The following is a 25,020-nucleotide window of genomic DNA, read 5'->3' as shown; positions in this document are numbered from 1 at the left end:
GACCTACACTATACCGTCCAGCCGGTACAGTTCCTAACCCACGTACCCGTCCGCGTCGGTGATCCGTGTCGCACCCCGCCGGGTAGGCTCACGCCATGCCGCCGGCCGAGCGCTCCACCCGCGACCGTGTGCTCGACGCGTTCGAGACGCTCCTCGTCACCCAGGGCAGCCGCGCGGCCACGCTCGACGCCGTCGCCGCGCAGGCCGAGGTCTCCAAGGGCGGTCTGCTGTACCACTTCCACAGCAAGGACGAGCTCGTCGACGGCATGCTCACCCGGCTGCGCGAGCAGGGCGCACGCGACGCCGAGGCAATGAGCGAGGCGCCCGAGGGGCCCGTGGGCTACTACCTCGAGACGTCCGTCGACTCCGGCTCCGACTTCGACCGTGCCCTCATCGCCGCGGGTCGCATCGCGCAGGAGAACGACACCCGCGCCTCGGACGCGCTGGCCGACCTGCGCGAGGGGTGGTTCGTCGTGCTCCGCGAGCACCTCGGCGACGAGTCCCTGGCCCGCACCATCCAGCTCATCGGCGACGGCCTCTACTTCGACGACACCACCGGGCTGGCGGAGAAGAACGCCCTCCAGCACGTGCGCGACGTGCTGCAGCGCCTCGGCGCCCTCTGACCGTCATGTGATCGGCGACGCGATGTCGCCCGATGTTCACCCGCGGCGGCTGCCCTGGTGTCATGAAGCTGCTCGCTGTCAGTCTCGCCGCCGCCGGCGCGATCGCCACCCCCAGCGTCGCGGTCGCCACCCCGGTCGCGCCCACGCACGACAAGCCCGTCGTCCAGCACGGCAAGAAGCCGACCCGCACCGTCACCGTCTTCGCCCACCGCGGTGCGTCGGGCCACCGACCCGAGCACACGCTCGCCGCGTACGAGCTCGCCATCCGCCAGGGCGCCGACGTCATCGAGCCCGACCTCGTCAGCACCAAGGACGGCGTCCTGGTCGCCCGTCACGAGAACGAGATCAGCGGCACCACCGACGTCGCCTCGCACCCGGAGTTCGCCGACCGGCGCACGACCAAGGTGATCGACGGCGTCGACGTGACCGGCTGGTTCACCGAGGACTTCACGCTGGCCGAGCTCAAGACGCTGCGTGCGGTCGAGCGTCTCCCGCAGGTGCGGCCGGGCAACACCGTGTACGACGGGCGCTTCGAGATCCCCACCTTCGAGGAGGTGGTCGAGCTCGCGAAGCGCGAGAGCCGCGGCCGCCGCACCATCGCGGTCGCCCCCGAGACCAAGCACCCCACCTACTTCCGCTCCATCGGGCTCGACCTGAACCGTCCGCTCGTGCGCGCGATCCGCAAGGCCGGCTGGGACCGACGCAACGCACCGATCGTCGTCCAGTCCTTCGAGACCTCCAACCTCAAGGAGCTCGCCCGCTGGACCCGCGTGCCGCTCGTGCAGCTGACGTCGGCGTCGGGCGCGCCGTACGACCTGGTGTCGCGCGGTGACGACACGACCTACGCCGACCTGACGACGCCGCAGGGTCTGCGCTCCGTCGCCCGCTACGCCCGCTGGATCGGCCCCGACAAGAGCCAGGTCATCCCCCGCGACGCGAAGGGCGCGCACACGACGCCGACGTCGCTCGTGGCCGACGCGCACCGCGCCGGGCTCAAGGTCGTGGTCTACACGATCCGCAACGAGAACCAGTTCCTGCCCACCGACCTGCGCCTCGGCACCGACCCGAACGCCCCGGGCGACGTGCGGACCGAGCTGTTCCGCTACTTCGACGCCGGCGTCGACGGCGTGTTCGCCGACTACCCCGACTCCGCCGTCGCCGCCCGCGCCGCCTGGCAGAAGCGCCGCTGAGCCTCGCGCTCAGCCGGCGCGGCGACCCAGGACGTCGTAGTGCGCGACGACGAAGGCCCGGTTGCGGTCGACGTCGCGCAGGCGCAGGTCGAAGCGCGCCGGAAGCAGCGGCTTCCCTGACCCCAGCGTGACGGGCGCGATCGAGACGATCAGCTCATCGAGCACTCCCTCCCCGGCCAGGTCGGCGGCGAGCGCACCTCCCCCGACGACCCACACGTCCCGACCGTCGGCCGCTGCGACGACCTGCGGCCACCAGTCGGTCGGCGTGCCCTGGACGAGCCGCACGCTCGTCGAGGCGCGGTCGGGCGTCCGGTGGGTGACGACGAAGGTCGGCTGCGGGTACGGCCAGCGCTCGCCCGAGCGCGCGAGGTGCTCGACGACCCAGCGGTAGGTCGTCGCCCCCATCACGAGGGCGCCGGCACCGTCCATGTGCTCGTGCCCGCCGGGACCCTCGGGGTCGTGGTCCTGCTCCAGCAGCCAGTCCAGCGAGTCTTGCTCGTCGGCGAGGAAGCCGTCGAGCGTGGTGGCGGTGACGTAGCGGACGCGGGGACGTTCGGTCATCGGTGGAGGCCTCTCGGGTCGTCGTGCCCGGCACGGCGGTGCCAGAGGATCGGGTCGGGGTCGGGCAGGTCGGTGACGCCGGCCTGCGCGAGCATCCACCGGGCCGCGTGCCGACGCTGCGTGGAGAACGTCAGGACGTGCGACGCCACCTGACCGAGGCGGAACGACTCCGGGGGTTCGCACAGCGCGTCGACCACGGCGTCGCCCCAGGCGGAGCGTCGCTGTACGTCGCGGACCCAGGCGAGCCAACGCGGGGACAGCTCGTCGTGCCGGCCGACGAGGTCCGCGACGCTGGCGACGCCGGGGTCGGACGGCGCCGCCCCGCCCTCCAGGACGGCCAGCCACGGCTCGACGCCGAGGGCGAGGTGGGTGAGCACGGCGCGCAGGGTCTCCTCGGGCCCGTGCCAGTCGGTGACGCGGTGGCCCGGCATCCGCACGGCGTCCAGCGCCTGCGGCCCGAGCAGCCGCGACGCCCGCAGCAGCGCCCGGACGTCGTCGATGTCGTGCCGGACGAGCATCTCCAGGACGTCGCCGGCGGGGTGCTCCCGCGCCTCCCCCGCGGCGACGTAGAGCACCGACGGGCCGTGGAAGTGGATGCCGTTCGGTGCCGGGAGCCAGTGCCCTCGCTCCACGGCGGGCGGCAGCTGCGACGGCGGGTGTCCGAACGCGCGGCCGAAGGCGCGGGCGAAGCCGTCGACTGAGTCGTAGCCCGCGGCGAGGGCCACGTCGGTGACGCGGGCGCCGCGCTGCAGCTGCCAGGCCGCCCGCTCCAGCAGCACCCGGCGGCGCAGTGCGACGGGCGGCTCGCCGGTGGCCGCGCTCAGCTGGCGCGAGAGGTGGAAGGCTGACAGGTGCGCGCCTGCGGCCATGTCCGCCAGCCGGGGACGCTCGTCGGCCAGCACCGCGTCGAGCAGGGCGACGAGGCGGTCCGGTGCAGGAGCGGGCATGCGACCAGTCTGGACGCCACGACCCGGGCCGCGCCCGACCGTTCTTGCTGACCTACCGCCAGGTCTCGCCGACCGTCGAGACGTCGCCGCGTCCCGACGTCAACGAGGCGACGGTCGCGCTCACCTCGCCGTCGCGGTCCGGCTCGACGGCGAGCGTCAGCACCACGCGCGTCCCGTAGACGACGTCGACGACGTCCCACCCGGCGCGGAGCCGGTTCTCGACCACGCCGACGAGGTCCACCGGGACGGTCACGTCGACGAGGAACCGACGTCGACGCACCCGCGTGCCCGCGGCGTCGAGGGCGAGCATGGTCGCGTCGCCGTAGGCCCGCACCAGGCCGCCGACGCCGAGCAGCGTCCCGCCGAACCACCGCGACACGACGGCGACGACGTCGCTGACGCCGCGCCCCGTCAGCACCTCCAGCATCGGCCGGCCCGCGGAGCCGGACGGCTCGCCGTCGTCGTTCGAGCGGCGCAGCCGGGCGTCCGGGCCGACGACGAAGGCCGTGCAGTGGTGGCCGGCGGTCGGGTGACGTGCACGCACAGCGGCGACCACCGCACGAGCCGCATCCTCGTCGTCGACCGGGGCGACGTGCGCGACGAACCGCGAACGGCTGACCTCGAGCTCGACGTCGGCCGAGCCCGCAGGCACCAGGTAGTGGTCGGCGGTCAGCGGCGGCGCAGCTCGAGGAAGATGCTCGGACCGAAGTCGCGCGACGCGAGCCGCTCCTGCAGGGCCTTCTCGACCGAGACGAGCAGACCGGTCGGGAGCGCCTTCTTCAGCTTCTCGCTGCGCAGGTTCGAGACCGACAGCTTGCGCTCGAGGTGCAGCCCTGCGGATGCGAGCTGCTCGACGACGGTGTCGACGTTGTGGTTGACGAACGCGATCGCGTCGGGCTCCTCGGCCGTGGCCGTGCGGATGCTGACGGGCTCCTTCGGCAGGGCCTTGCCCTCCTTCTTGAACCGTCGACGGTTCTTGAAGTGGCCGTAGTTCGCGACCTCGATGAGGGCGGTGGCGCCGGGCTTCAGCACCCGCGCGATCTCGGAGAACTCGGTGGTCGGCTCGGGGATGTGGTGCATGACGCGCACCATCGTCAGCAGGTCGAGCGACGCGTCGTCGAACTGCAGGTCGTCGGCCTGCATCTGCACCTGCGCGATGTCGGTGCCGGCGAGCACACGCTCGGCCGCCTCGAGCTGAGTGCGGCTCGGCTCGGCGAGCGTGACGTGGTCGGCGTACTCGCGCAGCAGCAGGCAGAGCCGGCCGAAGCCGCCACCGACGTCGGCCGCCCGGCCGAAGTGACGGCCGTCCAGCAGACGACGGATCGCCGCCTCCTCGGCAGCGTGCTCGTAGTCGCGGTTGTCCCAGTAGGCCGTGTAGTCGTAGCCGCGGTCGTACTGGTCGGCAACCTTCTTGCGCTTCTCGTCCGTCACGCGCGCCAGCCTAACAACGCACCCCGCCCCCAGCCTGCGCGGTGCGCCCCTCCCCCGGGAAAGCCCGGAGTGGTCTCGATACGCCCGAAGCACGCTCGTCCCTCCCGGCTCCGCGCTCCTCGACCAACGGTAGGTTCCGCTGGTCGAGTAGTCCGAGCGAGCTTGCGAGGCTCGGACGTATCGAGACCACCCGGCAACGGCCCAGCGCAAACCGACCCCCAGCGACCGCTCGGAGTGGTCTCGCTCCGTCGCGGCTACGCCCTTGGTGCGACGGCTCCAGCACCTCCCCTCGCTGGCGCTCGTGGAGGCACTCGACCAGCGGAAGGTTCCGCTGGTCGAGTAGTCAGGACGAGCTTGCGAAGTCCTGACGTATCGAGACCACCCGGCAACGGCTCAGCGTCACCAGACCGGGCGTGCCTGGGTCTGGACACTGCCGAGGTCTCGATACAGCGGGACCGGCTCCGCCGGTGCACCACTCGACCTGGCTTCACCGTTCAGGCGCTGGGCGCCTTCAGGTTCAGCCAAACGTGCGGGGGCCGAACTCCGGCTGCTCGCGCTTCAGGCCCGCCTTGCGGGCGATCGCGGTGTTCGGGGAGCGGAACATGGCGAGCTGGTAGAGGCGCTCGCGGCGGAACGCGGAACGCAGGCCGCCGAGGCGCACCTGGTTGAGCAGCTTCTTGCTGGCGGCGACGGAGTCGGGTGACCGGGCGACGATCGCGTCGACCAGCTCCAGCGCCGGCTTCAGCGGGTCGTCGGCGACGCCGGACGCCAGGCCGATCTCCGCGGCCTCGGCACCGGAGACGGTCTCGCCGGTGATCGCGAGCCGCTTGGCGACGTCGGCTCCGACCAGCTCGACGAGGGGCACGGTGCCGCTCATGTCGGGCACGAGGCCCCACTTGGCCTCCAGCAGCGACCACTGCGCGTCGGGCGTCGTGAAGCGGAAGTCGGCGGCGAGCGCGAGCTGGATGCCCGCACCGAACACGTGGCCGTGCGTCACGGCGATCACGGGCACCGACAGCTCGCGCCAGGCCCACAGCGCCTGCTGGAACCCGTTCGTCGCCCGCCAGGGCAGGGTGAGGAAGAACCGGGCGACCTTCGCCCGCTGCGGCTGCACCGACGCGAAGTCGAGTCCGGCGCAGAACGAGTCGCCCTCGCCCTGCAGCACGACGGCCCGGACGTCGCGGTGACGGCGCACCTCGGCGGCAGCGTCGAGCAGACCCTGCAGGACGTCGAAGTCGACGCCGTTGAGCTTCTCGGGCCGGTTGAGGCTGACGTACGCGACGGGTCCGTCGATGCGGGTGAGGACGGCAGACGTGGTCATGGATCAAGGCTAGACCTCGCCCCGACGAGGTCGCGGTCAGCGCACGCGGTCGAGGACCTTGCGCACGGCGGTGCCGACGTCGGCGGCGACCTCGGGGGCCTCGGTGCCGTAGCGGATCCGCAGCTCGTCGGGCCAGCCGGGAGTGGCCCGGATGAAGGCGGCGCGTCCACCGTTCTCGACGTGGTGACGCACGATCCCCGCCGAGTCGCCCGGAGCGTTCCAGAGCACGACGACCGACGGTGACAGCCTCCAGGCGAGGTCGAGCACCTCCCGCGGGCCGATGTCGGGACCGATGACGCGCAGCACGACGTCGGCCTGCGCGAGCGCGGCCGCCCAGGCGACGAACGGGAGCGCCTGCGACTCCTCCGTGAACGTCGCGAGCAGCACCTGCGGCTTGAGCCCACCCTGGGCGGGCGGGGCGCTGGGCCCACGCACCTCGAGCAGCGCGTCGAGCACCGCCCGCAGCGTCAGGGACAGCGCGTCGCGCTCGAGGTTCCCGCGGGAGGCCTCCTGCGTGAGGCGGCTCAGGGTGGGAGACAGCACGTCGCGCCACGCCTCGAGCACGGACGAGGACTCCAGCACGCCGGTGACGAGCTGCTGCAACCGCGTCTCGTCGCTGGCGGTGGCCGCGGCGAGCAGGGAGTCGAGGACGTCGTCGGTCTCGACCGGAGCCGTGTGGCCGGTCTCGCCCCGCAACGCCGACGCGAGATCGTCGCGGTCGAGGTGCCGGGCGACGCGGGCGGCGTCCTGCGCGGAGACCCCGCGCGAGACCATGCGGCGGACCAGCTCGACGCGGGTGATGTCGCGCTCGGTGTAGCGGCGGTGCCCGCCGTGCGTGCGGTGGCTCGGACCGATGCCGTAGCGACGCTCCCAGGTGCGCAGGGTCGACGCAGCGACACCGAGTCGCGAGGAGACCGCTCCCACGCCCCACGTCAGGTCAGTGCCGGCGTCGGCGACGTCGCTCCACTGTCCCGCGGGCTGACGGGGTTCCTCGGGACGTCCTGGTGTTTCCTTCACCTACGCCACCTCCCAGCCTTCCTGGGTAGGTTGCTCATGTTACGGAGGATCCAGGATCTTGCCATTCTGCTTCAAGGTGCATAGATTGTGAGCAAGTTGTGTTTCTGGTCGGAGCCTCTCCGTCCCGGAGCCCATCAAGGTCGCCGGAGACTCCGACGCGACCGAGAGGGGGCACGAAATGGTCAACATCAGACGCCTGCCGATGCCGCTGCAGGAGACGTACGACTGGCAGTACGACGGTCTCTGCCGTGAGGTCGATCCGGAGAGCTTCTTCTCGCCGGAGGCCGAGCGCGGAGCGCCGAAGGCCCGCCGAGAACAGGCCGCGAAGGCGCTCTGCCTGCGCTGCCCGGTGATCGAGCAGTGCCGTGAACACGCGCTTTCGGTGCAGGAACCGTACGGTGTGTGGGGAGGGCTCAGCGAGGCCGAGCGGCGCGACATCCTCAGCCGCAGCCCGCACCCTCACCGCGCTGCCTGACCCCCACCGAGAGGACTCCCCGTGTCCGATGCATCCCTGTCCGGCAAGACGATCGCCTTCCTCACCGCCGAGATCGGGGTGGAGAAGCCCGAGCTCGAGGAGCCGTGGAAGGCGGTCGTCGAGGCCGGCGGCACACCCGTGCACGTCGCGCCCGAGGCCGGCACCGTCCAGTCGATGGTGAACGACACCGACAAGGACGCCACGTTCGAGGCGACGGTCGCCGTGGCCGACGCCTCGGCGTCCGACTACGACGCCCTGGTGCTGCCCGGCGGCACCGTGAACGCCGACAAGGTGCGCTCCGACGAGACGTCGGTCGCCCTGGTGAAGGCGTTCGTCGACGCCGGCAAGCCGGTGGCCGCGATCTGCCACGCCCCGTGGACGCTGGTCGAGGCCGGCGTGCTCCCGGGCAAGACGCTCACGTCGTTCCCGTCGCTGGCGACGGACGTCAAGAACGCCGGTGGCACCTGGCAGGACGCCGAGGTGTTCCACTGCCCGGCGAACGGCTGGGACCTCGTCACCTCCCGCAACCCCGACGACATCCCGGCGTTCAACGCGAAGCTCGTGGAGGTCTTCGCGGGCTGAGGCTCGCGATCCCGAACGACGACGAAGGCGCTGTCACCCGACCGGGGTGGCAGCGCCTTCGTCGATCGTGGGACTTTCGTCGTCCGCGAGGTGCGTCAGGAACCGGGCCACTCGCCGGTGACCTTCTCGAACGTGCGGGCGCCCTGGCGGTTGATGACCGCCTTGACGACGGCGTAGATCGCGCCCTGCAGCGCCGCCGCGACGAGGATCTCCTTGATCGGGTACTCGCTCTCCAGCGGACCGGGCGCGTCGGAGCGCTGGTCGCTGCTCGGGCTGACGCGCTTCCAGATCTGCTTGAAGATCAGGCTCGACAGCAGCCCGCCGAGGATCGAGCTGACGATCCCCACGGGCCGGTAGAGGAGCTTGGCCGAGGTGCTGGGCTGCTTCGAGGGTGCGCGACTGGGCATGGGACCGACGGTAGCCATCCGCACCGACGGCCGCACCCCGGCGACGGTCAGGCGTCGTCCCGACGGCGGACCACGTCAGGACGGGTGAACGCCGACCCGAGCAGCGCGGTGGCCACGACCTGCTGCACGCGCCGTCGGCGTCGGCCGTGCGCGGCGCGGCGTCGGTTCGCCGACGTGAACCGGTCCACGGCCTACTCCGTCCGCAGGTGCAGTGGGCGGGCCGCATCGACCGCCACAGGCCTGACGAGTCGGGCGGCCGCCCAGGCCGCGAGGCTGACGCACGCCCAGGTGCCGAGGATCCCGACGACGACCGCCACGAGCCGGGTCCCGCCGAGCGACTCCCCGACGAGCAGGAGGCCGGAGTAGCCGAGCGCGCCGATCGTCGCGCCGGTCACGCCGAGCGGGACGGCGACGAGCCGCACCTGACGCAGGAGCGCCCGGTCGAGGTCGACCTGGGTCGTGCCCGTGGCCGCGAGGAACGCGATCTCCCGCCGCGACTCCCAGATGGACTCGACGGCGTGCACGGCGAGGGAGCCCGCGAGCACCGCCAGCGCGACGAGGGCCGCCACGGCGGTCGCGACCGCGCCGATGTCGTAGGTTCCGTCAGCCTCCCACTGGCCCATCGCCATGACGTCGCCGGAGAAGACGGCCGTAGTGCCGAGCGCGAGGCCGATCGCGCCGACGCCTGCCGCCGCCCTGCCGGCGGCCCCGGGGGCCACGAGCACCCGCTGTGCCGCCAGCAGGTCGGGTGCCGTCCTCGCACGACGGACGACACGACGGGCGACGCCGTAGGCGACCCAGGGCGCGGAGCCGACCAGGCCGAGGACGATGAGGCCCAAGGCGAGTGCCCAGCGGGTCGTCCTTGCCCGCTCGCGCGCCGACACCGGCGCCGACCAGGGCGACGCCGACGAGGACGAGCGGGACGACCCACAGGGGTGGGAAGGACGTCGGGGCGAGGAAGCCCGGACCCGCGAGCAGGGACCGGAGCAGCAGGAACGTGGGGATGCCGAGCACTCCTCCGACGAGCGCAGGCAGCGCCACCTCGAGGGCCGCGAGGGCTCGCACGTCCCGCCGCGTGGCCCCGGCGAGCCGGAGGGCCGCGTCACGTCGCTGCCTGGAGGCGGCGCCCAGCCGCACCGCCTGGTCGAGCAGCAGCAGCGGGGGCAGCACGAGCACGATCGCGCCGAACAGCACGCCGCCACGCGTACCTGGGTCGGCGACGATCCAGTTGACGGACTCGAGGTCGGTGCCGTAGCCGCGGGCGTCGATGACCAGGTCCGAGGGAATGCGCTCGAACCAGAGCATGGCGATCGACGCGGCCGCCATGAGCACGGCGGTCGCGACCGCGGTCGCGGCGACCACGACGAGAGCGCGCGACCCTGCCCCGGCGCGCAGGAGCGCGGGGACGACGCTCCTCATCGCGCCGCCTCCTCGCTGACGACACGACCGTCGCGCAGCACGACCTCGCGGTCGAGGGCTGCGGCGACGCGGTTGTCGTGGGTAACCACGACGAGGGCCGCACCGGACTCCGCCGTAGCGGTGCGCATGACGTCGAGCACCTCCTCGGCGGTGACGGTGTCGAGCGCGCCGGTCGGCTCGTCGGCGAGCACGAGGCGCGGCGACGTGACGAGCGCGCGGGCGATCGCGACCCGTTGCTGCTCGCCGCCGGAGAGCTCGCCCGGTCGCTGACCGGCGAGGTCCCCGACCCCGAGCCGATCCAGCCAGTGGTGGGCGGCGGCCTCGGCCGCGTCTCGCGCCGACTTCTCGAGCAGCAGCGGGAAGGCCACGTTCTGCAGGGCCGTGAGCTCGGGGACGAGCTGCCCGAACTGGAGCACCAGACCGATCTCTCGCCGCCGCAGCCGCGTGCGCTGCGCGTCGTCGAGGGTGTCGAGGTCGTGCCCGACGACCTCGACCGTCCCCGACTGCGGCCTGAGGACACCCGCCAGGGCGAGCAGCAGCGTCGACTTGCCGGACCCGGACCGCCCGGTGACCGCCACCCGTTCGCCCTCCACCACCTGGACGGAGGCGCCTGCGAGGGCGAGGGAGCGGCCGTAGGACTGGTGCACCTCGTGGGCGCGTGCGACGACGGCGGGCGGGGTCGTGGTCATCGGGTGGCTCCTGCACTGGAGGGGCGTCGGGGTTCGAGGGAGGCTCGCGCGAAGCGGTCGGCGGCGGCCTGGAGCCACTGCAGGTCGGCGTCGAGGTGGGCGACGGCGTGGTCGACGCTGACGCGTGCGGCGACGTCGGTGGCGGCGTCGCGCTCTCGCACGAGTCGGCGCATGGCCTCCAGGTGGGCCTCGCGCTGTCGGCGGAGGTAGGCGACGGCGTCACCTCCGGCATGGAGGGCGGTGATCGTCTTGCGGACGACGTCGTCCGCGGCCGCAGGGGCGGGAGGTTCGACGTCGTCGAGCCACGCCTGCAGGCGGTAGCGACCTTCGTCCGTCAGGGCGTACGTGGTGCGCTCGGGACCGCCGGAGGGGTCCGCAGTCTCCACCACCTCGACCGCGCCGTCGTCCGACAGCTTGCCGAGCGAGGCGTAGACCTGCCCGTAGGCGAGCGGCTTGGCTGCCGGGAAGCGGGCGTCGTGGGCGCGCTTCACGTCGTAGCCGTGCGCGGGTCCGTCGGCGAGGATGCCGAGCAGCACGTGGGCGAGAGCCATGGCGCAACTATACACATCATGTATTCATGTGGTGAAGAGTCGCGCACGACCACGCGGACGCACGACGCCCTCCCACCCGCGGGGTGGGAGGGCGTCGACATCGCTGTGCGGCTCAGTCCTCGCTGACGCGGATGGCGAGCTTGCCGTGGACGTGGCCCTCGCGGCTGCGCGCGAACGCGTCGGCGAGGTCCTCGAGGTCGTAGACGTCGTCGACCTCCACGCGCACGGTGCCGTCGTCGACCAGGCCGACGAGGCGGCCGAGGTCGTCGGCGTCGGGGCGCACCCACAGCCACAGGCCGCCGTGCTCGAGCGCGTCGGGGTCGGCGATGGACGCCGACGCCGCCGCCGGCGCCGTGGACGAGCACGGTGTCCTCGGGGCCGACCTCGAGCCGCTCGAGCGCCTGGAACGCCGTGAGTCCGGCGAGCGGCAGCGACGCCGCCTCCTCCCAGGACAGGTCGCGTGGCTTGCGGGCGGCGGCTCGCACCGGCACCGTCGTCAGCTCGGCGAAGGTCCCGCGGTGCACGTAGTCCTGGCGGTTGTAGGCGACGACCTCGTCACCCACCGCGAACTCGGGGGTGTCGATGCCGACGGCGGAGACGACGCCGGCGACGTCCCAGCCCGGGACCACCGGGAAGCGGACGTCCATCATCGCGTCGAGGCCGCCACTCATCAGCTTCCAGTCGACCGGGTTGACCGAGGCGGCGCGCACCTCCACGAGGATCTCGCCCGGCCCGACCTTGGGGGTCGGCTGGTCGGTGAGCTCGAGGACGTCGTCGTCGCCGTACTGGGCATAGGTCATGGCACGCATGGAGGTGTCAACGGACGCGACCGGTGGACCATTCCGCGGCGTCTAGGCTCGGGGCATGGCCACCCCGGACTTCGTCCTCGCCCTGCGCGCCAAGATCGGCACGGACCCGCTCTGGCTGCCGGGCGCCATCGCCGTCGTGTGCAAGGACGATCTCGTACTGATGGTGCGCAGATCCGACACCGGTGCGTGGACGCCGGTGACCGGCATCATCGATCCCGGCGAGCAACCTGCTGCGGCAGCCGTGCGCGAGACCCTCGAGGAGACTGGCGTGGTCGCCGATCCGATCCGACTCGCCTCGGTCGACGTCAGCGGCGAGGTCGTCTACCCCAACGGTGACCGAACCCGGTTCGTCGACCTGACGTTTCGACTGGCTTGGGTCTCGGGCGAGCCCTACCCGGCAGACGGCGAGAACACGGAGGCTCGCTGGTTCCCGCGCGATGCGCTGCCCGAGATGACCGCGGAGATGCGCACGCGCGTCGACGCGGGGCTCTCGGACGAGGTGTCCGCTCGTTTCAAGACGTCGCCGCCCGACTGAACGTCGCTCGCGAGGACCGTCGGGGATCTCAACCCTCGGCGGCGAGGGCGGTCGCGAAGCCGAGCATGACCACGCCCGTGCCGCCGTCCACGCCGCGGCGGAAGCCAGGGCGGGCGATGCGCGACGCCGCGCCCGAGGCGGCCACGACGACCGCGAGCAGCACGACCGCGCCGACGACCACGAGCGTCAACGCGTAGGCCGCGAGCACCGCGACCCCCTGGTCGTGGCCGACGAACTGCGGCAGCACGGCCAGGTTGAACGCGAGCACCTTCGGGTTCGTCACGTTGCAGACGAAGCCCTGCCGGAAGGCAGTCCGGCGGCGCACCTGGGCGCGACCGGAGCCGACGGTCCAGGCCGACCCGTCGCGACGCAGCGCCGCGCGCAGGGCCCCGACGCCCAGCCACGTCAGGTAGACGACGCCGGCCCAGCGGATGGTCTGGAACACCGGCTCCGACGCGGCGAGCACCGCGCCGAGACCCATGGCGGCCAGCAGGCCCTGCAGCGCACCGGCCGTCGAGATGCCGGCCGCGGTGAACAGGCCCCGACGTCGTCCGCCGACCACGCTGGCGCGCAGGGTCAGGAAGGTGTCGGGGCCCGGCGCGACGGCGAGGAGCGCTGCGAACGCCAGGAAGGAGAGGTAGGTCGCCACCCGAGGATCGTAGGCCTCGCGGCCGGTCGCGCGGACCGCTTCACGACCTCGCGCGACTCGCCTCACACGACCCGCGCGGAACTCGACCCAGCAGTCGTTCGTCCCTCACACGTACCGTCCACGTACCTCGGGGGTTCCCATGTCCACCATCGCTCGCACACTCGACCACCGCCGACACGCCACCGCGCAGGACCTCGGCCTCCTCATCGGGCGGGCGGTCGTCGGCGTCACGTTCGTCGTCCACGGCTGGCAGAAGTGGTCCGGCGGCATCGGCGGGACGCAGGACGGCTTTGCCGCGATGGGCGTGCCGCTGGCCGACGTGGCCGCGGTCGCGCTGGCCACGCTCGAGGTGGTCGGTGGCGCCCTGCTGGTGCTCGGCGCGCTGACGACGGTCGTCGCCCCGCTGCTCGGGCTCGGCATGCTCGGCGCGGCCTGGTACGCCCACCGCGACGCGTTCCTGGTCTCCGACGGCGGGTCGGAGTTCGTGCTCGTCCTCGCGGCCGTGGCGTTCCTGCTCGCGCTCGTCGGACCCGGCCGCTGGAGCGTCGACGCGCTCGCCGCGCGTGGCCGCCGCTGAGGGCTACGGTGGGAGGGACCGACCAGGAGGAAGCATGACCACGATCGTCGCCGGATACGTCCCGACCCCCGAGGGTGAGGCCGCGCTCGCGTGGCTGGCGGAGGCCGGCGTCGAGGGCGACGTCGTGCACTTCCGCGGCGCCGGCGGTGCCGCCGACTCGATCCTCGACCACGCGAAGGGCGACGACGTGTCGCTCGTGGTCATCGGCCAGCGACGCCGCTCGCCGGTGGGCAAGCTGGTGCTTGGCAGCACCTCGCAGCGCATCCTCCTCGAGGCCGACGCGCCCGTCGTGGCCGTCAAGGCCTGACCCTGAGCGACGCGGGCCCCTCGGACGGCCCTGCCGAGGACGAGCACTACTTCGTCGTCAAGGGCCGACGCTGGCGCCGGACCGACCCCTCCCTGCCCGACGACGTCGTCGAGCGGCTGACGTCGCACCTGGGTCGCGGCCGTTCCGGCGTGCGCGTGGCGAAGAAGGCGGGCGACGACGACGCGGTGGCGGCCGCCCGGCACCGCGTCGGCCTGGCGAAGCATGGTCTCGGGGAGCGCGGACCCCGCTGGTGGGACGACGAGCCCGCCGCCCGCCTCGCCCGAGCCCGCGAGGCGCTCGACGAGCTGGACGCGCTCGACGACTGAGCGCCGGGACTCTCAGCCGCCGACCACGCGGGGCGACGTCGAGCCGACCTGAGCGAGGACGCGGACGAGTCGTTGGCCGGTGGTCGCGTCGGTCGATCCACCGAGGACGGCGGCGTGCACGCCGCGGACCCCGGCGACGATCCCGACGGCGAGGTGGTCGGGGTCGTCGTCCGGGCCGAGCTGGCCGAGCCGCTGCGCCTCGTGCAGGAGCCGCGCGACCACGTCGACGAACAGCTGGTGCCAGCGGCCGGTGTCGACGACCTCGCGCGGGAGGCCGACGTCGCAGAACAGCACGTGGGCGCCCTGGACGGCGTAGACGCATCGCGCCGCGACCACCAGGAGCTCCTCCAGCTGCTCCAGGGGCTCCGGGCTGAGGTGGCGAGGCGTCTCCTGCGCGATCCGCTCGATGATCTCGGTCGCGGCCGCGTCGACGGCGGCACCGAAGACGTCCTGCTTGGTGTCGAAGCGCTGGTAGGCGGACCGCACGGAGACCCCGGCGCCGCCCGCCAGCATCTTCATGGTGACGGCCGCGTACTCGTGCTCGCGCAGGAGCTGCTGGGCGCTGCGCACCAGCCGGCTCGACACGTCCTCGTGCCCGTCGGAACGCTGCTCGGCGCGGCTCCCGGTGAGCTCTCCCGCCCACCGGTAGATCGTGGCGGGGTGGACGTCGAGCTCGGTCGCGACCTGCTCGGGGCCCACCCCCTCGTCGAAGGCGCGGGCGACCGCGGCGCGACGTCGCGCGACGTCGAAGCGGGACGGTCGGCTCACGGGCTCAGCATAGGGACGACGACGACACTGACCGCCGGCCGTCAGACGGGGAACGCGAGACCCACCGCCTGCTCGGAGGCCGACCAGAGGCGCGCGGCGAGCTCCTCGTCGTGCGCGCGGGACGGCATGCGCACGAGGACGGGGCGGCCCCGGGTGTGGCCCGGCCACGAGGGTCCGACGCAGTCGCCCGACGAGAGCGTGGGGTCGAGGGCGGCTCGCAGGATCGGCTGGGCGCCGGCGTGCGCGCTCTGCAGACCGGGTCGGATCGCGCGGGTCAGGAGCCACCCGAGCACCGGGTGGCCCATCGCCATGCCGGTCTGCGTGATCTCGGTCGCGGCCAGGCCGGGATGCGCCGCCACGGCCGTCCGCGCGCTCGCGCCTGCCGAGAGTCGTCGGGCCAGCTCCCGCGTGAACAGCAGGTTCGCGAGCTTGGACTCCGCGTAGGCGCGCCACCGCCGGTCACGGCGTCGCGTCGACGACGCAGCCCACGCGTCGAGGTCGAGGCGTCGCGCGCTGGCGGCGGCGACCGAGCTCACCGTGACGACGCGGCCGGCGGGCGCCAGGTGGGTCCACAGGTGCGCGGTCCAGGCGAAGTGGCCGAGGTGGTTCGTCCCCATCTGCAGCGGGAGGCCGTCGACGGTGCGGACGTCGGGCGCGAGCATGATGCCGGCGTTGTTGACGAGGACGTCGACCGACGGCGTCCGCTCCCGGAGCTCTCGCGCCGCGCGCTCCAGCGACCCCAGGTCGGCGAGGTCCGCCTCGAGCAGCTGCATACGCGCCTGCGGGGCTTCTTCGGTCAGCCGCTCGACGAGCCCGGCGCCGCGGCGGAGGTCGCGCACGGTCATGTAGACCTCGGCCCCACGGTCCGCCAGCGAACGTGCCACGTGGAAGCCGAGGCCGCCGGTGGCACCGGTCAGCACGACGCGTGTGCCGGTCACGTCCGGCGGAGGTGTCCAGGTCATACGACGAGACGGTAGAGCAGATCCGTGAGTTTTGCGAATGACGTTTGCGTCGTGCATAGTTCGCATCAAGGAGCCCGCGGCCGAGGCCGCCAGAGGTGAAGGGTGGACGCCCATGTCGGACCTGATCGTCGTGACGAGCGCTGCGGGCGGGGTCGGTCGACCGCTCGTCGAGCGCCTCTCCGCCGCGGGCGAGCACGTCCGCGCCTTCGTCAAGAACGATCAACAGGCGGGCGTCGCGCGGCGGGCAGGCGCCGCCGAGGTCGTCGTCGGCGACCTGCGCGACGCGTCCGCCCTGACTGACGCGCTGCGCGGCGCTGGTCGCGCGTACCACGCGGCCCCGACGCAGATCATCGACGAGCAGCCGCTGCTCGACGCCTTCATCGACGCGGCGACGAGCGGCGACCTGCGGCACCTCGTGTTCCACTCGGTGGTCCACCCCGACCTGCACGTCCTCCCGCACCATCACCAGAAGGACGTCGCCGAGCAGCGGTTGAAGGAGTCCGGGATCCCGGTCACCGTGCTGCGGCCGTCGCACTACATGCAGAACTACCTCGAGCTGTGGGACTTCATCCGCGTCGGATCCATGCCCTACCCGGTGAGCACGCAGAGCGTCATGGGCGTGGTCGACGTCGAGGACGTGGCCGAGGCGGCCGTGCGGGTGCTGCGCGACCCGTCAGGTCACGTCGGGCAGACGTACGACCTGTCGGCGCAAGAGCTGACGCGCGAGGAGATGGCGACCGCCTGGTCGGAGGTCGTTGGGCATCGCGTCACGGCAGTGCGGATCCCGCCGGCGTCGATCACGAACCCGCTGCGGTCGGTGCACGTCCTCCCGCAGCTGGTCGCGGCCCTCCCCTCGCCGCGGGCGACGTCGGTGGTGCGTCTGCTCAAGGCGCTCGACGGTGCGCGGAACGTCCGGGGGATCAACACCTGGAGCAGGGACGCCGTCGACACGTACCGGACGATGATGAGCCACTACGACGAGCACGGCCTGCCGGCCGGCGACCTCTCGCACCTGCCGACCCTGCTCGACCGGGCGCCGACGTCGTACGAGCAGTTCGCGCGTCGCGAGGCCGCGCGCCGCGGCGTCTGAGGGAAGGGGCCGGGCGATGGGTCGCGAGGTCGAGTGGGAGAGCAGCGAGCGCACGGTGCAGGTGGGCGGCGCGGACCTGCGGCTGGTCGACGTCGGCGACCCGGACGCCGAGCGCGTCGTCGTGCTGCTGCACGGCATCGCGGCCAGCTGGCGCTGGTTCACGCCGGTCATCCCGGCCTTGTCCGAGCGGGCACGCGTGCTCGCCGTCGACCTTCCCGGCTTCGGGCGCTCGGCCATGCCGCCCGCCGGGCTGACGTTCGACGCCATGGCCGCCGCGGTCGACGAGCTGGCGGACCAGCTGGGGCTGGGCGCCGTCGACGTCGTGGGCCACTCGATGGGGTCGATCGTCGGCACGCGACTCGCCGTCGACCACCCGCGGCGGGTCCGGCGCCTCGTGCTCACCGGGGGTCCGGTGCTCGCCCTGACGGACCTCCCCCGGCACCCGCTGCGCACCCTGACCAGCGAGCCGCGCGCGGTGACCACCCTCGTCAAGCAGCTCGCGACCATCGGGCTCCCGCTGCCGTCGGCGGCGGCCGATGTCGTCGCGGAGTCGGCGTTCGTGCGGCGCGTCCTCATGCGCGGCTACGTCGCCCACCCCGAGGACCCTGTCGCCCGACGTCGCCCGCGACGTGATGCGCGAGCTGGGCGCCCGCGGATCGCTGCCGACGCTGCTGTCGGCGTTCACGAGCGATCCCTCAGCCGGCCTCGAGCACGTGTCCGCACCGACGCTGATCATCCGCGGCGCCCAGGACCCCCTCTCCACCGCCCGTGACGTCGAGCGCTTCGCCCGCACCGTCCCCGACGTCCGCGTCGTCACCCTCGACGGAGTCGGGCACCTGCCACGAAAGCTGACGGCAGATCATCGCTACCGAGCGTGCCGTCAGCGGCGCGCCCTCGGCGAGCGAGGCGGCTTTCCCAAGGCCCCCACGATTCGTGAAGTTGGTCCTGCCGCCGCCTCGATGCTCCGGACGACTTTCCGTTCCCGAGGCATCGACTGTCCATGGTCGAGCTCTGGGTCCCTGCGCAACCTTACTGCGGCTCGAGACCCGTCGGATTCTCAAGTCGCCCCAGCCTGAACGCGTCTAGTAGCGCCGGGAACCCTCGCCGCGGCGGTTCACAGTCTGGCAGGAAGTGCGCAAGCAGCATGCGTGCCACAGCAAAATGGCTGATGAGAATGATCCGCCGCTTCCCCTCGCAAGCAGTCAGCGTTGCTACCGCTTCGCTTAGGCGTCGAAGCACGGCATCACCGGACTCGCCGTTCGGAGGTGCTGCATTCAAGTTCCGTCCGGCTTCCCAGTCCCTGAGCAGGCTGGCGTGTTGATGTGTTCCTTCTGAACAGTCGTCGCGGCCCCAGTCCCCTGGGTCGACTTCCGCGAATCCAGAAACGATCGTGCTCTCAGACTCCGGGAAAAGGATGTCGGCGGTCTGGATGGCCCGAGCAGCAGGGCTGACGAATACTTCGTGCGGCGGCAGTTGAGCCCGCCAGTAGGCGCGTTTCGCCGTTGCGGCAGATCGTCCGGCGGCTGAGAGCGGTGGTCCTGGCACTCCGACGGCCATTCGTCCGACTTCGTTGGCGTCCGTGGCGGCGTGCCGCACGAAGACGATGGTCATAGAACTCGCTCCATGACAGCGAGCAGATCGTCGCCGAACGTCTCCACTGTCGGGAGGACTCGCGAGGATATGCCACCATCGATCGGCATCGAGCGGTTCAGTGCCAGCCGCATCGCGCCGTACAGGTGATCGAGCGCTCGGCGATAAGCACGTGAACCTTCCTCGGCACGGAGACCTGACTCGTTGAAATAGGAGGCTGCGGACCCGTAGATCTCTCGCATCGAGGTCTCGGAACCGACGAGGACCCGTGCCCCAGCCTCCAAGGCTTCCAACCCGGGGAACCCGAAGCCTTCGGAAACGGATGCCGACACGAAGAGATCGCACGACCGGTAGAGGTCGGCCAGCAACGCGTCTGATGCGTCTTCCAACAACGTCACCCAGTCAGCTCGTCTAGCGGCTTGTCTGACTGAGTCTGCATAAGCGGGGAAACTGGCTGTCGCACCACCCACCAGCACCAGGCGGAGATGGGGATGTTCGGACCGAAGCCGATTCGCCGCATTGATCAGTGCAAGCTGGTTCTTGCGCGGCTCCATCTTGCTGACCCCGATGATCATCGGGTCGCCTCTCGGGACCGGTGCGTTCGATGGCGCGAGGGTAGACGAGACGAACGGATAGGCAACGTGCCACCGTCCCTTGGTCTGGGGAAGGTATCTGACGAGGTCAGTTGCGCTGAAGTGGGATACCGTCATCAACTCGTCGGCGCTCTCGGATCCCTTCTCGTACATACGCTGGATGAGGTTCGCAACAGCGGAACGCGAGTCTCTATCCAGCCAGGCCGACTCGACGCCTAGTTCCCGTGCGAGGCCCAGGAGGACGTCCGCGCCATAGAGAGTCTCGAAGACGTCTCGGGATGGCGACGGGAAGTCACCCCAGAAGGGCTGAGCGTCGTGGAGGACTCTGACCAGTGGCACCACGTCGACCGGCGGCACGTAGTACTGCGGGGCGATGAACAGTCCGGCGCCGACGTCTTTCAGTGCTTGCGAAAGACCATTGCTCGCCCACGTGGAAAGAAGCGCCGCGTCCCAAGGGTACTGGGTCTGGCTCATGCGGGCCGAGGGGTTTACTAGTTCGACCAGCTCGAAGCGATGCCGGAGTGCTTCGGAGAATCGGAAGGCCTCGACCAGACACTGGGTGTATCGACCGATGCCGCTCGCGCCTGCTCGGCGCGCATCGACGGCCACCACAGTTCGCTTAGCCACGGACGTTCCATCCTTTCGCCTGTTCCGATTTCGCCACGTAGTACCGAAGGAGGGGACTGAGCGACTCCCATACCGGTTCGCGAGTCACTTGAGCGTGGATGTCATCGAGGACATCTTGTACGAGCGGAGTCGACTCGGGCAGTCGGGAAAGGTGGACCGACACGTTGAGAAGATTCTCGACCATCCATTGATGGGACCCACTGAGCCTTGCAAGTCGTTTAGTCAGATGGACGAAGCGGTCGGCTTCGACACCCGACATCATCTGTCGTTGCTCCAACGTGCGTGTCCCGTACAGCAGATCCCGGCACATAGCTGTGGCGAAATGGCTCGCACGGCTGGACTGCACACTGGAGCCGTCCGGGTCGGCCTCGAGGTCGTCGATCGCATCGTTGGCTGCACTCATTAGCTGCCGGTGCGCGGTGGACAGCGTCGCGTCGTCGCAATTGGGGTCTTTGAGAAGCGCTGAAAGATGTTCCAGCAGGACGAAGGACGCGAAGAAGGGTTCGACGACGTCCGAATGTCGGTCGCTGCCTCGGAGCTCGAGGTCGATTCCTTCGAGCAGAGTCACTACCGCTGCGGGTCCAGCCGAACGCGCTCGATCCAGTTCCGCTCGCAAAGATGCACGGCGGCTGAGCGGGGCCGTTGCGAGCGAACTCCAGGATTCTGCGGAGGGTCCGGTAAGTCTGCGAATCCATCGGCTGTCTACCCTTACACCGTCTGACAGACGTCTCACCTGCTCGGGTTCGTCCGAGAGCCGCACGGGTCGTCCGCTGACTTTGCTGAGTTCCCAGGAGAGCAAGAGATCTCCCCAGGTCTGTTGGTCGGCCGGACGAAGAAAGTCCTCGTAGCCCCCGACTCGGCAAAGGATCCACGCCAGGCGGGGGACCACGGGCCGGCATTGCGACCCAGCTCGGGAGTTCGGCTCTGCCCGCCAGGAACGTGCTTCACCGATCACGAATCCGTTGAGTGCTGTCAGTTCGTCCGGGTCGGTTTTCATCTGGAGATCCCGGACGAGTTGGAGAGTCAACCACTTGGAGAGCGAGTCCGAGTGCACTTGTGAGTTCTTTCGCACGAGCTCCACTACGCGTCTCACATGGTCGTCGTCGAGTTCCGGTGCCGAGAGTCCGAGACATTCGAGGGTACGGTGCCAGTTCGGTCGCGTCGGAGTTACGTGGAGTGTGTGGCTCTTCAACCACTCGCGTATCGCGGTCTTGCGGGCGACAAGCATCTGCTGCGCGCCGGGATCCGTAGATTCGACTCGCTTGGCCCTCATGAAGAAGTAGAGGGCGGCTACTGGGTCACTGCCGCAGGAGGAAAGGTCAACCGTTGAAGCGAATGTTCGTGACGATCGCCATGTCTCGCGCGCCACGGCAGTCTTGATACTCATCAGTTCGGCCGTGTCGTACTTATCGTCGTTTCCGTTGCGACTGGTGACGGCGTAGTCGACGTAACCGGCATCGTGACTGGTCCTGAAGTCGGTGAGTGCTTCGTTGAGCCTGCCCGCGAGGCGGACCAAGTCTTGCGACCTTCTCACCTTGAAGTTCCGGAGTCGCAGGTAGTTCCACCACGGCTCTTCAGCCGTCCCTCGCGTCTGCACGTACAAGGAACGCGGCGTATGGGATATCGCCCGCGAGACCTCCCGGATGACCGTGTCGAGGTTCTCGTCTTGCAGCCCGTATCCAAGAAAGAGGACGTCGCGTTGAGCGAGGTTGACTCTGAGTTCGTCCAGGAGAAGCCCGCGTGTCCATCCAAAACTCGCGTAGTCGTCGGAAGTCACGACAAGGGGAAGCTCGCGATCTAGGTGTACTTCGTCGATGCTGCCGTGAATCTTCACGATCTCGAGACGGTCGCCAGCCCGTTCAACTAGGTCGCTGGGCCTGCTCGTGACCTGATACGGGACGCCGATCGCCGCCAGCGTGGACTCGACGAGCGAGTCGTAGTTCGTCGTGTAGATGGATGACCATGGCAGGGACAGCAGCGGTGCCGCCGCCGTGACCGTCTCCAGGCTGAACGACTGGCCGGTCTCCTCGACAAGTAGCTCGACCAGGTCCTCTCGCGCCACCTCAGGATCGATGTTTCCGTACCGCACGAGTTCAGAGATGAAGAATTGGGACGCGAGTCGCAATTGATAGGTCCGCCTGCCGTCCTCGGTCAGGCTCGTGGTCGCGGCGATGACGCGCGCAGGGACGTGGGAGCTCCCGTCGAGTCGTTCGATCAGCGACTTCACAATCGACTCGCCGAGTTCTGAGGCTGTCTTCACGTTCTCGCCGCCGACGCTGCTGAATGCGCTCGTGAATCCCGCACCCAGGAACAGAACGCAGGTCCCGTCCGCGATTGACGCGATCAGCTCCCCGTCGAGGAGATCGTCTTGTGGCGTTGTCATGTGCTGATCCTGGCTCTGCCGGAAGGCCGGGAAACGAAGAATGACAGAAATAGTCGTTCGAACAACGATGAACGCCCTTGTGACGCATGCACTGAGACCAGGTCGCCGTCTAAGCCGCGCGTTCACTACCCCACGTAGCCACATCGAGCATCGAGAAAGCACTGGAGACACTAGCCCCCGATCGGCCGTTCGAGCGTGGAGGCGGATCCGCGTCGGTCTCTGTCCGGTTCGAAGCGATGCTGGGCAGACTTCGATAGCTTAAGGCTTTTTCACCGGCACCGACTGAAACGGCATGCCGTCGGTCTCGGTCGTGTTGGTCGGTATGGCCACCCCACCTCGGCCTGGCACACCGGGACCGACCACAATGTGACGATGCGCCATCTAAGATATGGATGAGCCAACGTGCGCCTCATGCAGCCACCGCGCTGCTCGCGACAGACCAAGGGACTGCTGCACCGATAGGTGACATCTGATCTGTGGTGCCGTGAGGTGCCGCTGGAAGGATGTGCACCATGCCCAAGCCCTATCCCCGTGATTTCCGCGAGGACGTCGTGCGGGTCGCCAGGAGCCGCGAGCCAGGAGTCCTGTTGAAGGACATCGCCGCTGACTTCGGGATCAGCGAGTCGTGCCTGGCCAACTGGATGAAGACTGCGAACGTCGAGGACGGCCTCAAGCCCGGAACCACCGCGGCAGAGAACGCCGAACTGCGCGAGGCGAAGAAGCGGATCCGCCTGCTCGAGCAGTGGGGGCACCTCCCGCTCGCGGGGGCGAACGAGGTCCTGCGCCGCGCGGCGGCCTACCTGTCTCAGGCGAATCTGCCGGGAAAAGGCTCTTCCCACTCGTGAGGGAGCTCGCGGCTGACGGGATCGGAGTCTCGCTCAGCTGCCGCGTGCTCGGGCTGTGTCGCCAGCAGTACTACCGCTGGCTCGCTGCCCCGGTCACGACCTCAGAGTGGGACAACGCCCACCTGGCCAACGCCGTCTTCGACGCTCACGACCAGGACCCCCAGTTCGGGTATCGGTTCATGGTCGATGAGGTCCGCGAGGCCGGGTTCGGACCGGCCGAGCGGACCGTTTGGCGGATCTGCTCAGACAACCAGTGGTGGTCCTCCTTCGGAAAGAAGCGCGGCAGGAACGGCAAGAAGCCCGGCCCGCCGGCCCACGACGACCTGCTCAACCGGGTCTTCCAGGCCGGGAGGGCGAACCAGATCTGGCTGACCGACATTCCCCCGAGCACTCCGTGCAGGGAGGTGCCCCCACCGAACACCCCACCCATGAGGGAAAGGTCTACCTCTGCGCGATCAAGGCCACTGGTCCAACCGGATCGTGGGCTACTCCATCAGCGACCGCATGACCTCCCACCTCGCCGTCCGAGCCTTGGAGAACGCTGTCGCCCGCCGCGGCGACGTAGCCGGCTGCATCGTGCACTCAGACCGCGGCAGCCAATTCCGAAGCCGCCGCTTCATCGCCGCACTCGCCCGCCACGACATGGTCGGATCGATGGGACGAGTCGGCGCAGCAGGAGACAACGCCGCCATGGAGTCCTTCTTCGCCTTACTGCAGAAGAACGTCCTCAACACCCGTCACTGGACCACCCGCGAAGAGCTGCGGATCGCGATCGTGACCTGGATCGAACGGACCTACCACCGCCGACGCAGACAAGCCGTCCTCGGCCGATTGACCCCCATCGAGTGGGAGACCATCATGAACCAGACCGTCGCCCTGGCGGCCTAACCCCACCTGTCACCCATCGGTGCAGCAGTCCCCAAGGCCATAGCTGCGTCTGGAGAGGGACCGGTCCACTCTCGTCCGTTGGAGATCTAGCTGTAGATCCCGCACGCGCGCTCGCCCGGAGCAGTTGGCCTACTCCAACCGACCTGTGTGGGAGAGGTGATCCATAAACAACTCGTGGAGTCCCGCTGCCAAGATCTCGCCCTCTGCGTCAGTGAGCCCATCAACTCGCGCCCGCTGGCCGATTCCACACTTTTTCCGGTCAGACCGAGCGAGACATTGAAGTCAGGTCGCAGAGCTTCTCTCTTCCTCGCCCTATGGATCTGCATCCGAGACTGGCCTTCGTTTCCCCTGACCTCCCGGTCGAGGCGGGGCATCAAGTCTCTGGAGACTCGCTCTCCTGGGTGCGCAGGTACCACGAATACGGCGGGCCGAGGCTAGAACTTGATCAGTGCCTGAAAAGCCAGGTCCCGCAGACGCGCCCACTCCGGGGAGTCAGGCACGGAGTCGAGGTGCCAGAAGTCCTCATGAACCGAACCGCTCCACTCTCCGAGCACAGCATCCAGTGCTTCGGCAGCATGGCGAGCGGTCAGTCGCGACCCAGCCGGCTCGTTCGAACTGCGGCAGCAAGAGCACGCCGCTCTCGAGCGCGAGCTCATCGGCGTATGGAGGAGCACCCAGGCCCAGCGACTCGAGCCAAGCGATCTAGCGCTTGCCGGCATTGCCAGCAGAGCGACACTCCTCACGAACATCGCGAGAACACGCGGATGGAGGTTTGTCACTGGTGGGAATCTTACTGTGCCACTGGCTCCGCTAGAGACCTTCCAGTACGGCACGCCGCCGAGTCGGCTACGGCGACGC

29 protein-coding genes and 2 pseudogenes are annotated in these 25,020 nt (G+C 70.1%); 11 read left to right on the top strand and 20 right to left on the bottom strand.

What is annotated here, in order from left to right:
* Nucleotides 1-95 precede the first annotated feature (95 nt).
* Nucleotides 96-623 carry a TetR/AcrR family transcriptional regulator gene (locus A6Q79_RS03560; protein ID WP_067860816.1) on the top strand — a complete coding sequence of 176 codons (528 nt, stop codon included), beginning with the start codon at nt 96-98 and terminating at the stop codon, nt 621-623.
* A gap of 62 nt (nt 624-685) precedes the next feature.
* Entirely contained in the window at nt 686-1,813 is a 1,128-nt protein-coding gene (locus A6Q79_RS03555; RefSeq protein WP_286690970.1) for a glycerophosphodiester phosphodiesterase, read from the top strand.
* A 9-nt stretch (nt 1,814-1,822) separates the two neighbouring features.
* Here A6Q79_RS03555 and A6Q79_RS03550 read toward each other — a convergent pair whose 3' ends face one another.
* From A6Q79_RS03550 to A6Q79_RS03525, 6 genes are all read right to left on the bottom strand, one after another.
* On the bottom strand, nt 1,823-2,374 hold the full coding sequence (locus A6Q79_RS03550; protein ID WP_286690969.1) for a dihydrofolate reductase family protein: 552 nt from the start codon (nt 2,372-2,374) through the stop codon (nt 1,823-1,825).
* The gene (locus A6Q79_RS03545; RefSeq protein WP_286690968.1) at nt 2,371-3,321 is read right to left on the bottom strand and encodes a helix-turn-helix transcriptional regulator; all 951 of its coding nucleotides are present in this window, start codon (nt 3,319-3,321) and stop codon (nt 2,371-2,373) included. Before A6Q79_RS03545 ends, A6Q79_RS03550 begins: the two co-directional genes overlap by 4 nt.
* A 52-nt stretch (nt 3,322-3,373) precedes the next feature.
* Complete coding sequence (locus tag A6Q79_RS03540) at nt 3,374-3,973, bottom strand: YigZ family protein (protein WP_286690967.1); 600 nt, start codon at nt 3,971-3,973, stop codon at nt 3,374-3,376.
* Between the two features lie 17 nt (nt 3,974-3,990).
* On the bottom strand, nt 3,991-4,752 hold the full coding sequence (locus A6Q79_RS03535; protein WP_067860826.1) for a class I SAM-dependent methyltransferase: 762 nt from the start codon (nt 4,750-4,752) through the stop codon (nt 3,991-3,993).
* Nucleotides 4,753-5,269: 517 nt separating this feature from the next.
* A complete protein-coding gene (locus A6Q79_RS03530; RefSeq protein WP_286690966.1) occupies nt 5,270-6,073 on the bottom strand; it encodes a crotonase/enoyl-CoA hydratase family protein in 804 nt (267 codons plus the stop codon).
* 36 nt (nt 6,074-6,109) lie between these two features.
* Nucleotides 6,110-7,090 carry a MerR family transcriptional regulator gene (locus A6Q79_RS03525; RefSeq protein ID WP_286690965.1) on the bottom strand — a complete coding sequence of 327 codons (981 nt, stop codon included), beginning with the start codon at nt 7,088-7,090 and terminating at the stop codon, nt 6,110-6,112.
* Between the two features lie 178 nt (nt 7,091-7,268).
* Here A6Q79_RS03525 and A6Q79_RS03520 point away from each other — a divergent pair, with 178 nt between their 5' ends.
* Nucleotides 7,269-7,565: a WhiB family transcriptional regulator gene (locus A6Q79_RS03520; protein ID WP_067860831.1), complete on the top strand. Its 297-nt coding sequence runs from the start codon at nt 7,269-7,271 to the stop codon at nt 7,563-7,565.
* 36 nt (nt 7,566-7,601) lie between these two features.
* Nucleotides 7,602-8,147 carry a type 1 glutamine amidotransferase domain-containing protein gene (locus A6Q79_RS03515; RefSeq protein WP_317696333.1) on the top strand — a complete coding sequence of 182 codons (546 nt, stop codon included), beginning with the start codon at nt 7,602-7,604 and terminating at the stop codon, nt 8,145-8,147.
* 95 nt (nt 8,148-8,242) lie between these two features.
* Here A6Q79_RS03515 and A6Q79_RS03510 read toward each other — a convergent pair whose 3' ends face one another.
* From A6Q79_RS03510 to A6Q79_RS18565, 8 genes and pseudogenes are all read right to left on the bottom strand, one after another.
* Nucleotides 8,243-8,554 carry a DUF4235 domain-containing protein gene (locus A6Q79_RS03510; protein ID WP_067861961.1) on the bottom strand — a complete coding sequence of 104 codons (312 nt, stop codon included), beginning with the start codon at nt 8,552-8,554 and terminating at the stop codon, nt 8,243-8,245.
* Between the two features lie 47 nt (nt 8,555-8,601).
* A complete protein-coding gene (locus tag A6Q79_RS03505) occupies nt 8,602-8,742 on the bottom strand; it encodes a hypothetical protein (protein WP_158509224.1) in 141 nt (46 codons plus the stop codon).
* A gap of 3 nt (nt 8,743-8,745) precedes the next feature.
* Nucleotides 8,746-9,177 carry a hypothetical protein gene (locus A6Q79_RS03500; RefSeq protein ID WP_317696317.1) on the bottom strand — a complete coding sequence of 144 codons (432 nt, stop codon included), beginning with the start codon at nt 9,175-9,177 and terminating at the stop codon, nt 8,746-8,748.
* Nucleotides 9,158-9,973 (bottom strand): ABC transporter permease, encoded by an 816-nt coding sequence (locus A6Q79_RS03495; protein ID WP_317696314.1) that lies wholly within the window; start codon nt 9,971-9,973, stop codon nt 9,158-9,160. The genes A6Q79_RS03500 and A6Q79_RS03495 overlap by 20 nt, the downstream gene beginning before the upstream one ends.
* Nucleotides 9,970-10,662, bottom strand: a complete 693-nt coding sequence (locus tag A6Q79_RS03490; protein ID WP_286690962.1) for an ABC transporter ATP-binding protein — start codon at nt 10,660-10,662, stop codon at nt 9,970-9,972. The genes A6Q79_RS03495 and A6Q79_RS03490 overlap by 4 nt, the downstream gene beginning before the upstream one ends.
* Nucleotides 10,659-11,213, bottom strand: a complete 555-nt coding sequence (locus A6Q79_RS03485) for a PadR family transcriptional regulator (RefSeq protein ID WP_286690961.1) — start codon at nt 11,211-11,213, stop codon at nt 10,659-10,661. The genes A6Q79_RS03490 and A6Q79_RS03485 overlap by 4 nt, the downstream gene beginning before the upstream one ends.
* Before the next feature lie 112 nt (nt 11,214-11,325).
* Nucleotides 11,326-11,496, bottom strand: coding sequence for a zinc-binding dehydrogenase (locus tag A6Q79_RS03480; RefSeq protein ID WP_317696310.1), 171 nt, complete (start codon nt 11,494-11,496; stop codon nt 11,326-11,328).
* Between the two features lie 265 nt (nt 11,497-11,761).
* Nucleotides 11,762-12,013 (bottom strand): annotated as a pseudogene (locus A6Q79_RS18565) (alcohol dehydrogenase catalytic domain-containing protein); the annotation flags it as partial.
* Between the two features lie 64 nt (nt 12,014-12,077).
* Here A6Q79_RS18565 and A6Q79_RS03475 point away from each other — a divergent pair.
* Nucleotides 12,078-12,557: an NUDIX domain-containing protein gene (locus A6Q79_RS03475; protein ID WP_067860843.1), complete on the top strand. Its 480-nt coding sequence runs from the start codon at nt 12,078-12,080 to the stop codon at nt 12,555-12,557.
* Nucleotides 12,558-12,585: 28 nt separating this feature from the next.
* Here A6Q79_RS03475 and A6Q79_RS03470 read toward each other — a convergent pair whose 3' ends face one another.
* A complete protein-coding gene (locus A6Q79_RS03470) occupies nt 12,586-13,206 on the bottom strand; it encodes a LysE family translocator (RefSeq protein ID WP_067860844.1) in 621 nt (206 codons plus the stop codon).
* Nucleotides 13,207-13,345: 139 nt separating this feature from the next.
* Between A6Q79_RS03470 and A6Q79_RS03465 the strand changes: the two genes are divergently transcribed.
* The 3 genes from A6Q79_RS03465 (at nt 13,346) to A6Q79_RS03455 (ending at nt 14,416) form a co-directional block, all read left to right on the top strand.
* A complete protein-coding gene (locus tag A6Q79_RS03465; RefSeq protein WP_286690959.1) occupies nt 13,346-13,783 on the top strand; it encodes a DoxX family protein in 438 nt (145 codons plus the stop codon).
* A gap of 34 nt (nt 13,784-13,817) precedes the next feature.
* Nucleotides 13,818-14,090 (top strand): universal stress protein, encoded by a 273-nt coding sequence (locus tag A6Q79_RS03460; protein WP_317696305.1) that lies wholly within the window; start codon nt 13,818-13,820, stop codon nt 14,088-14,090.
* Nucleotides 14,091-14,245: 155 nt separating this feature from the next.
* Complete coding sequence (locus A6Q79_RS03455; RefSeq protein WP_202967686.1) at nt 14,246-14,416, top strand: hypothetical protein; 171 nt, start codon at nt 14,246-14,248, stop codon at nt 14,414-14,416.
* Between the two features lie 12 nt (nt 14,417-14,428).
* Here A6Q79_RS03455 and A6Q79_RS03450 read toward each other — a convergent pair whose 3' ends face one another.
* Entirely contained in the window at nt 14,429-15,184 is a 756-nt protein-coding gene (locus tag A6Q79_RS03450; RefSeq protein WP_067860850.1) for a TetR/AcrR family transcriptional regulator, read from the bottom strand.
* A 41-nt stretch (nt 15,185-15,225) separates the two neighbouring features.
* Nucleotides 15,226-16,122, bottom strand: coding sequence for an oxidoreductase (locus tag A6Q79_RS03445; RefSeq protein WP_317696298.1), 897 nt, complete (start codon nt 16,120-16,122; stop codon nt 15,226-15,228).
* A gap of 136 nt (nt 16,123-16,258) precedes the next feature.
* Here A6Q79_RS03445 and A6Q79_RS03440 point away from each other — a divergent pair, with 136 nt between their 5' ends.
* Together A6Q79_RS03440 and A6Q79_RS03435 are read left to right on the top strand one after the other, a co-directional pair.
* The gene (locus A6Q79_RS03440) at nt 16,259-17,236 is read left to right on the top strand and encodes an SDR family oxidoreductase (RefSeq protein ID WP_202967688.1); all 978 of its coding nucleotides are present in this window, start codon (nt 16,259-16,261) and stop codon (nt 17,234-17,236) included.
* 16 nt (nt 17,237-17,252) lie between these two features.
* Nucleotides 17,253-18,008: an alpha/beta fold hydrolase gene (locus A6Q79_RS03435; protein ID WP_286690957.1), complete on the top strand. Its 756-nt coding sequence runs from the start codon at nt 17,253-17,255 to the stop codon at nt 18,006-18,008.
* Nucleotides 18,009-18,265: 257 nt separating this feature from the next.
* Here the strand turns inward: A6Q79_RS03435 and A6Q79_RS18560 are convergent, their stop codons facing one another.
* Genes A6Q79_RS18560 through A6Q79_RS03425 form a run of 3 tightly spaced genes read right to left on the bottom strand, consistent with a single transcriptional unit; the run spans nt 18,266 to nt 22,429 of the window.
* Complete coding sequence (locus tag A6Q79_RS18560) at nt 18,266-18,847, bottom strand: histidine phosphatase family protein (protein WP_083516520.1); 582 nt, start codon at nt 18,845-18,847, stop codon at nt 18,266-18,268.
* On the bottom strand, nt 18,844-20,046 hold the full coding sequence (locus A6Q79_RS03430; protein WP_144433834.1) for a glycosyltransferase: 1,203 nt from the start codon (nt 20,044-20,046) through the stop codon (nt 18,844-18,846). Before A6Q79_RS03430 ends, A6Q79_RS18560 begins: the two co-directional genes overlap by 4 nt.
* Nucleotides 20,039-22,429: an SIR2 family protein gene (locus tag A6Q79_RS03425; protein ID WP_286690956.1), complete on the bottom strand. Its 2,391-nt coding sequence runs from the start codon at nt 22,427-22,429 to the stop codon at nt 20,039-20,041. The genes A6Q79_RS03430 and A6Q79_RS03425 overlap by 8 nt, the downstream gene beginning before the upstream one ends.
* A 512-nt stretch (nt 22,430-22,941) precedes the next feature.
* On the opposite strand from A6Q79_RS03425, the pseudogene A6Q79_RS03420 reads away from it, so the two are divergent.
* Nucleotides 22,942-24,162 (top strand): annotated as a pseudogene (locus tag A6Q79_RS03420) (IS3 family transposase).
* The last annotated feature ends 858 nt before the right edge of the window (nt 24,163-25,020 follow it).

This window comes from Aeromicrobium sp. REDSEA-S32_B7 (assembly GCF_001626145.1).
In the GTDB taxonomy this organism is placed as follows: Bacteria; Actinomycetota; Actinomycetes; order Propionibacteriales; family Nocardioidaceae; genus Aeromicrobium; species Aeromicrobium erythreum.
The sequence above is the reverse complement of the archived record's forward strand: the minus strand, read 5'-3'. Positions and strand labels throughout refer to the sequence as shown.

Bases quoted from the DNA above. Each gene is read 5' to 3' on its own strand.
- A6Q79_RS03435 (WP_286690957.1), top strand. From the start codon at position 17,253: ATGGGTCGCGAGGTCGAGTGGGAGAGCAGCGAGCGCACGGTGCAGGTG.
- A6Q79_RS03475 (WP_067860843.1), top strand. From the start codon at position 12,078: ATGGCCACCCCGGACTTCGTCCTCGCCCTGCGCGCCAAGATCGGCACG.
- A6Q79_RS03460 (WP_317696305.1), top strand. From the start codon at position 13,818: ATGACCACGATCGTCGCCGGATACGTCCCGACCCCCGAGGGTGAGGCC.
- A6Q79_RS03500 (WP_317696317.1), bottom strand. From the start codon at position 9,177: ATGGGCCAGTGGGAGGCTGACGGAACCTACGACATCGGCGCGGTCGCG.
- A6Q79_RS03510 (WP_067861961.1), bottom strand. From the start codon at position 8,554: ATGCCCAGTCGCGCACCCTCGAAGCAGCCCAGCACCTCGGCCAAGCTC.
- A6Q79_RS03495 (WP_317696314.1), bottom strand. From the start codon at position 9,973: ATGAGGAGCGTCGTCCCCGCGCTCCTGCGCGCCGGGGCAGGGTCGCGC.
- A6Q79_RS03485 (WP_286690961.1), bottom strand. From the start codon at position 11,213: ATGGCTCTCGCCCACGTGCTGCTCGGCATCCTCGCCGACGGACCCGCG.
- A6Q79_RS03550 (WP_286690969.1), bottom strand. From the start codon at position 2,374: ATGACCGAACGTCCCCGCGTCCGCTACGTCACCGCCACCACGCTCGAC.
- A6Q79_RS03490 (WP_286690962.1), bottom strand. From the start codon at position 10,662: ATGACCACGACCCCGCCCGCCGTCGTCGCACGCGCCCACGAGGTGCAC.
- A6Q79_RS03520 (WP_067860831.1), top strand. From the start codon at position 7,269: ATGGTCAACATCAGACGCCTGCCGATGCCGCTGCAGGAGACGTACGAC.
- A6Q79_RS03440 (WP_202967688.1), top strand. From the start codon at position 16,259: ATGTCGGACCTGATCGTCGTGACGAGCGCTGCGGGCGGGGTCGGTCGA.
- A6Q79_RS03555 (WP_286690970.1), top strand. From the start codon at position 686: ATGAAGCTGCTCGCTGTCAGTCTCGCCGCCGCCGGCGCGATCGCCACC.
- A6Q79_RS18560 (WP_083516520.1), bottom strand. From the start codon at position 18,847: ATGACCATCGTCTTCGTGCGGCACGCCGCCACGGACGCCAACGAAGTC.
- A6Q79_RS03530 (WP_286690966.1), bottom strand. From the start codon at position 6,073: ATGACCACGTCTGCCGTCCTCACCCGCATCGACGGACCCGTCGCGTAC.
- A6Q79_RS03545 (WP_286690968.1), bottom strand. From the start codon at position 3,321: ATGCCCGCTCCTGCACCGGACCGCCTCGTCGCCCTGCTCGACGCGGTG.
- A6Q79_RS03465 (WP_286690959.1), top strand. From the start codon at position 13,346: ATGTCCACCATCGCTCGCACACTCGACCACCGCCGACACGCCACCGCG.
- A6Q79_RS03560 (WP_067860816.1), top strand. From the start codon at position 96: ATGCCGCCGGCCGAGCGCTCCACCCGCGACCGTGTGCTCGACGCGTTC.
- A6Q79_RS03425 (WP_286690956.1), bottom strand. From the start codon at position 22,429: ATGACAACGCCACAAGACGATCTCCTCGACGGGGAGCTGATCGCGTCA.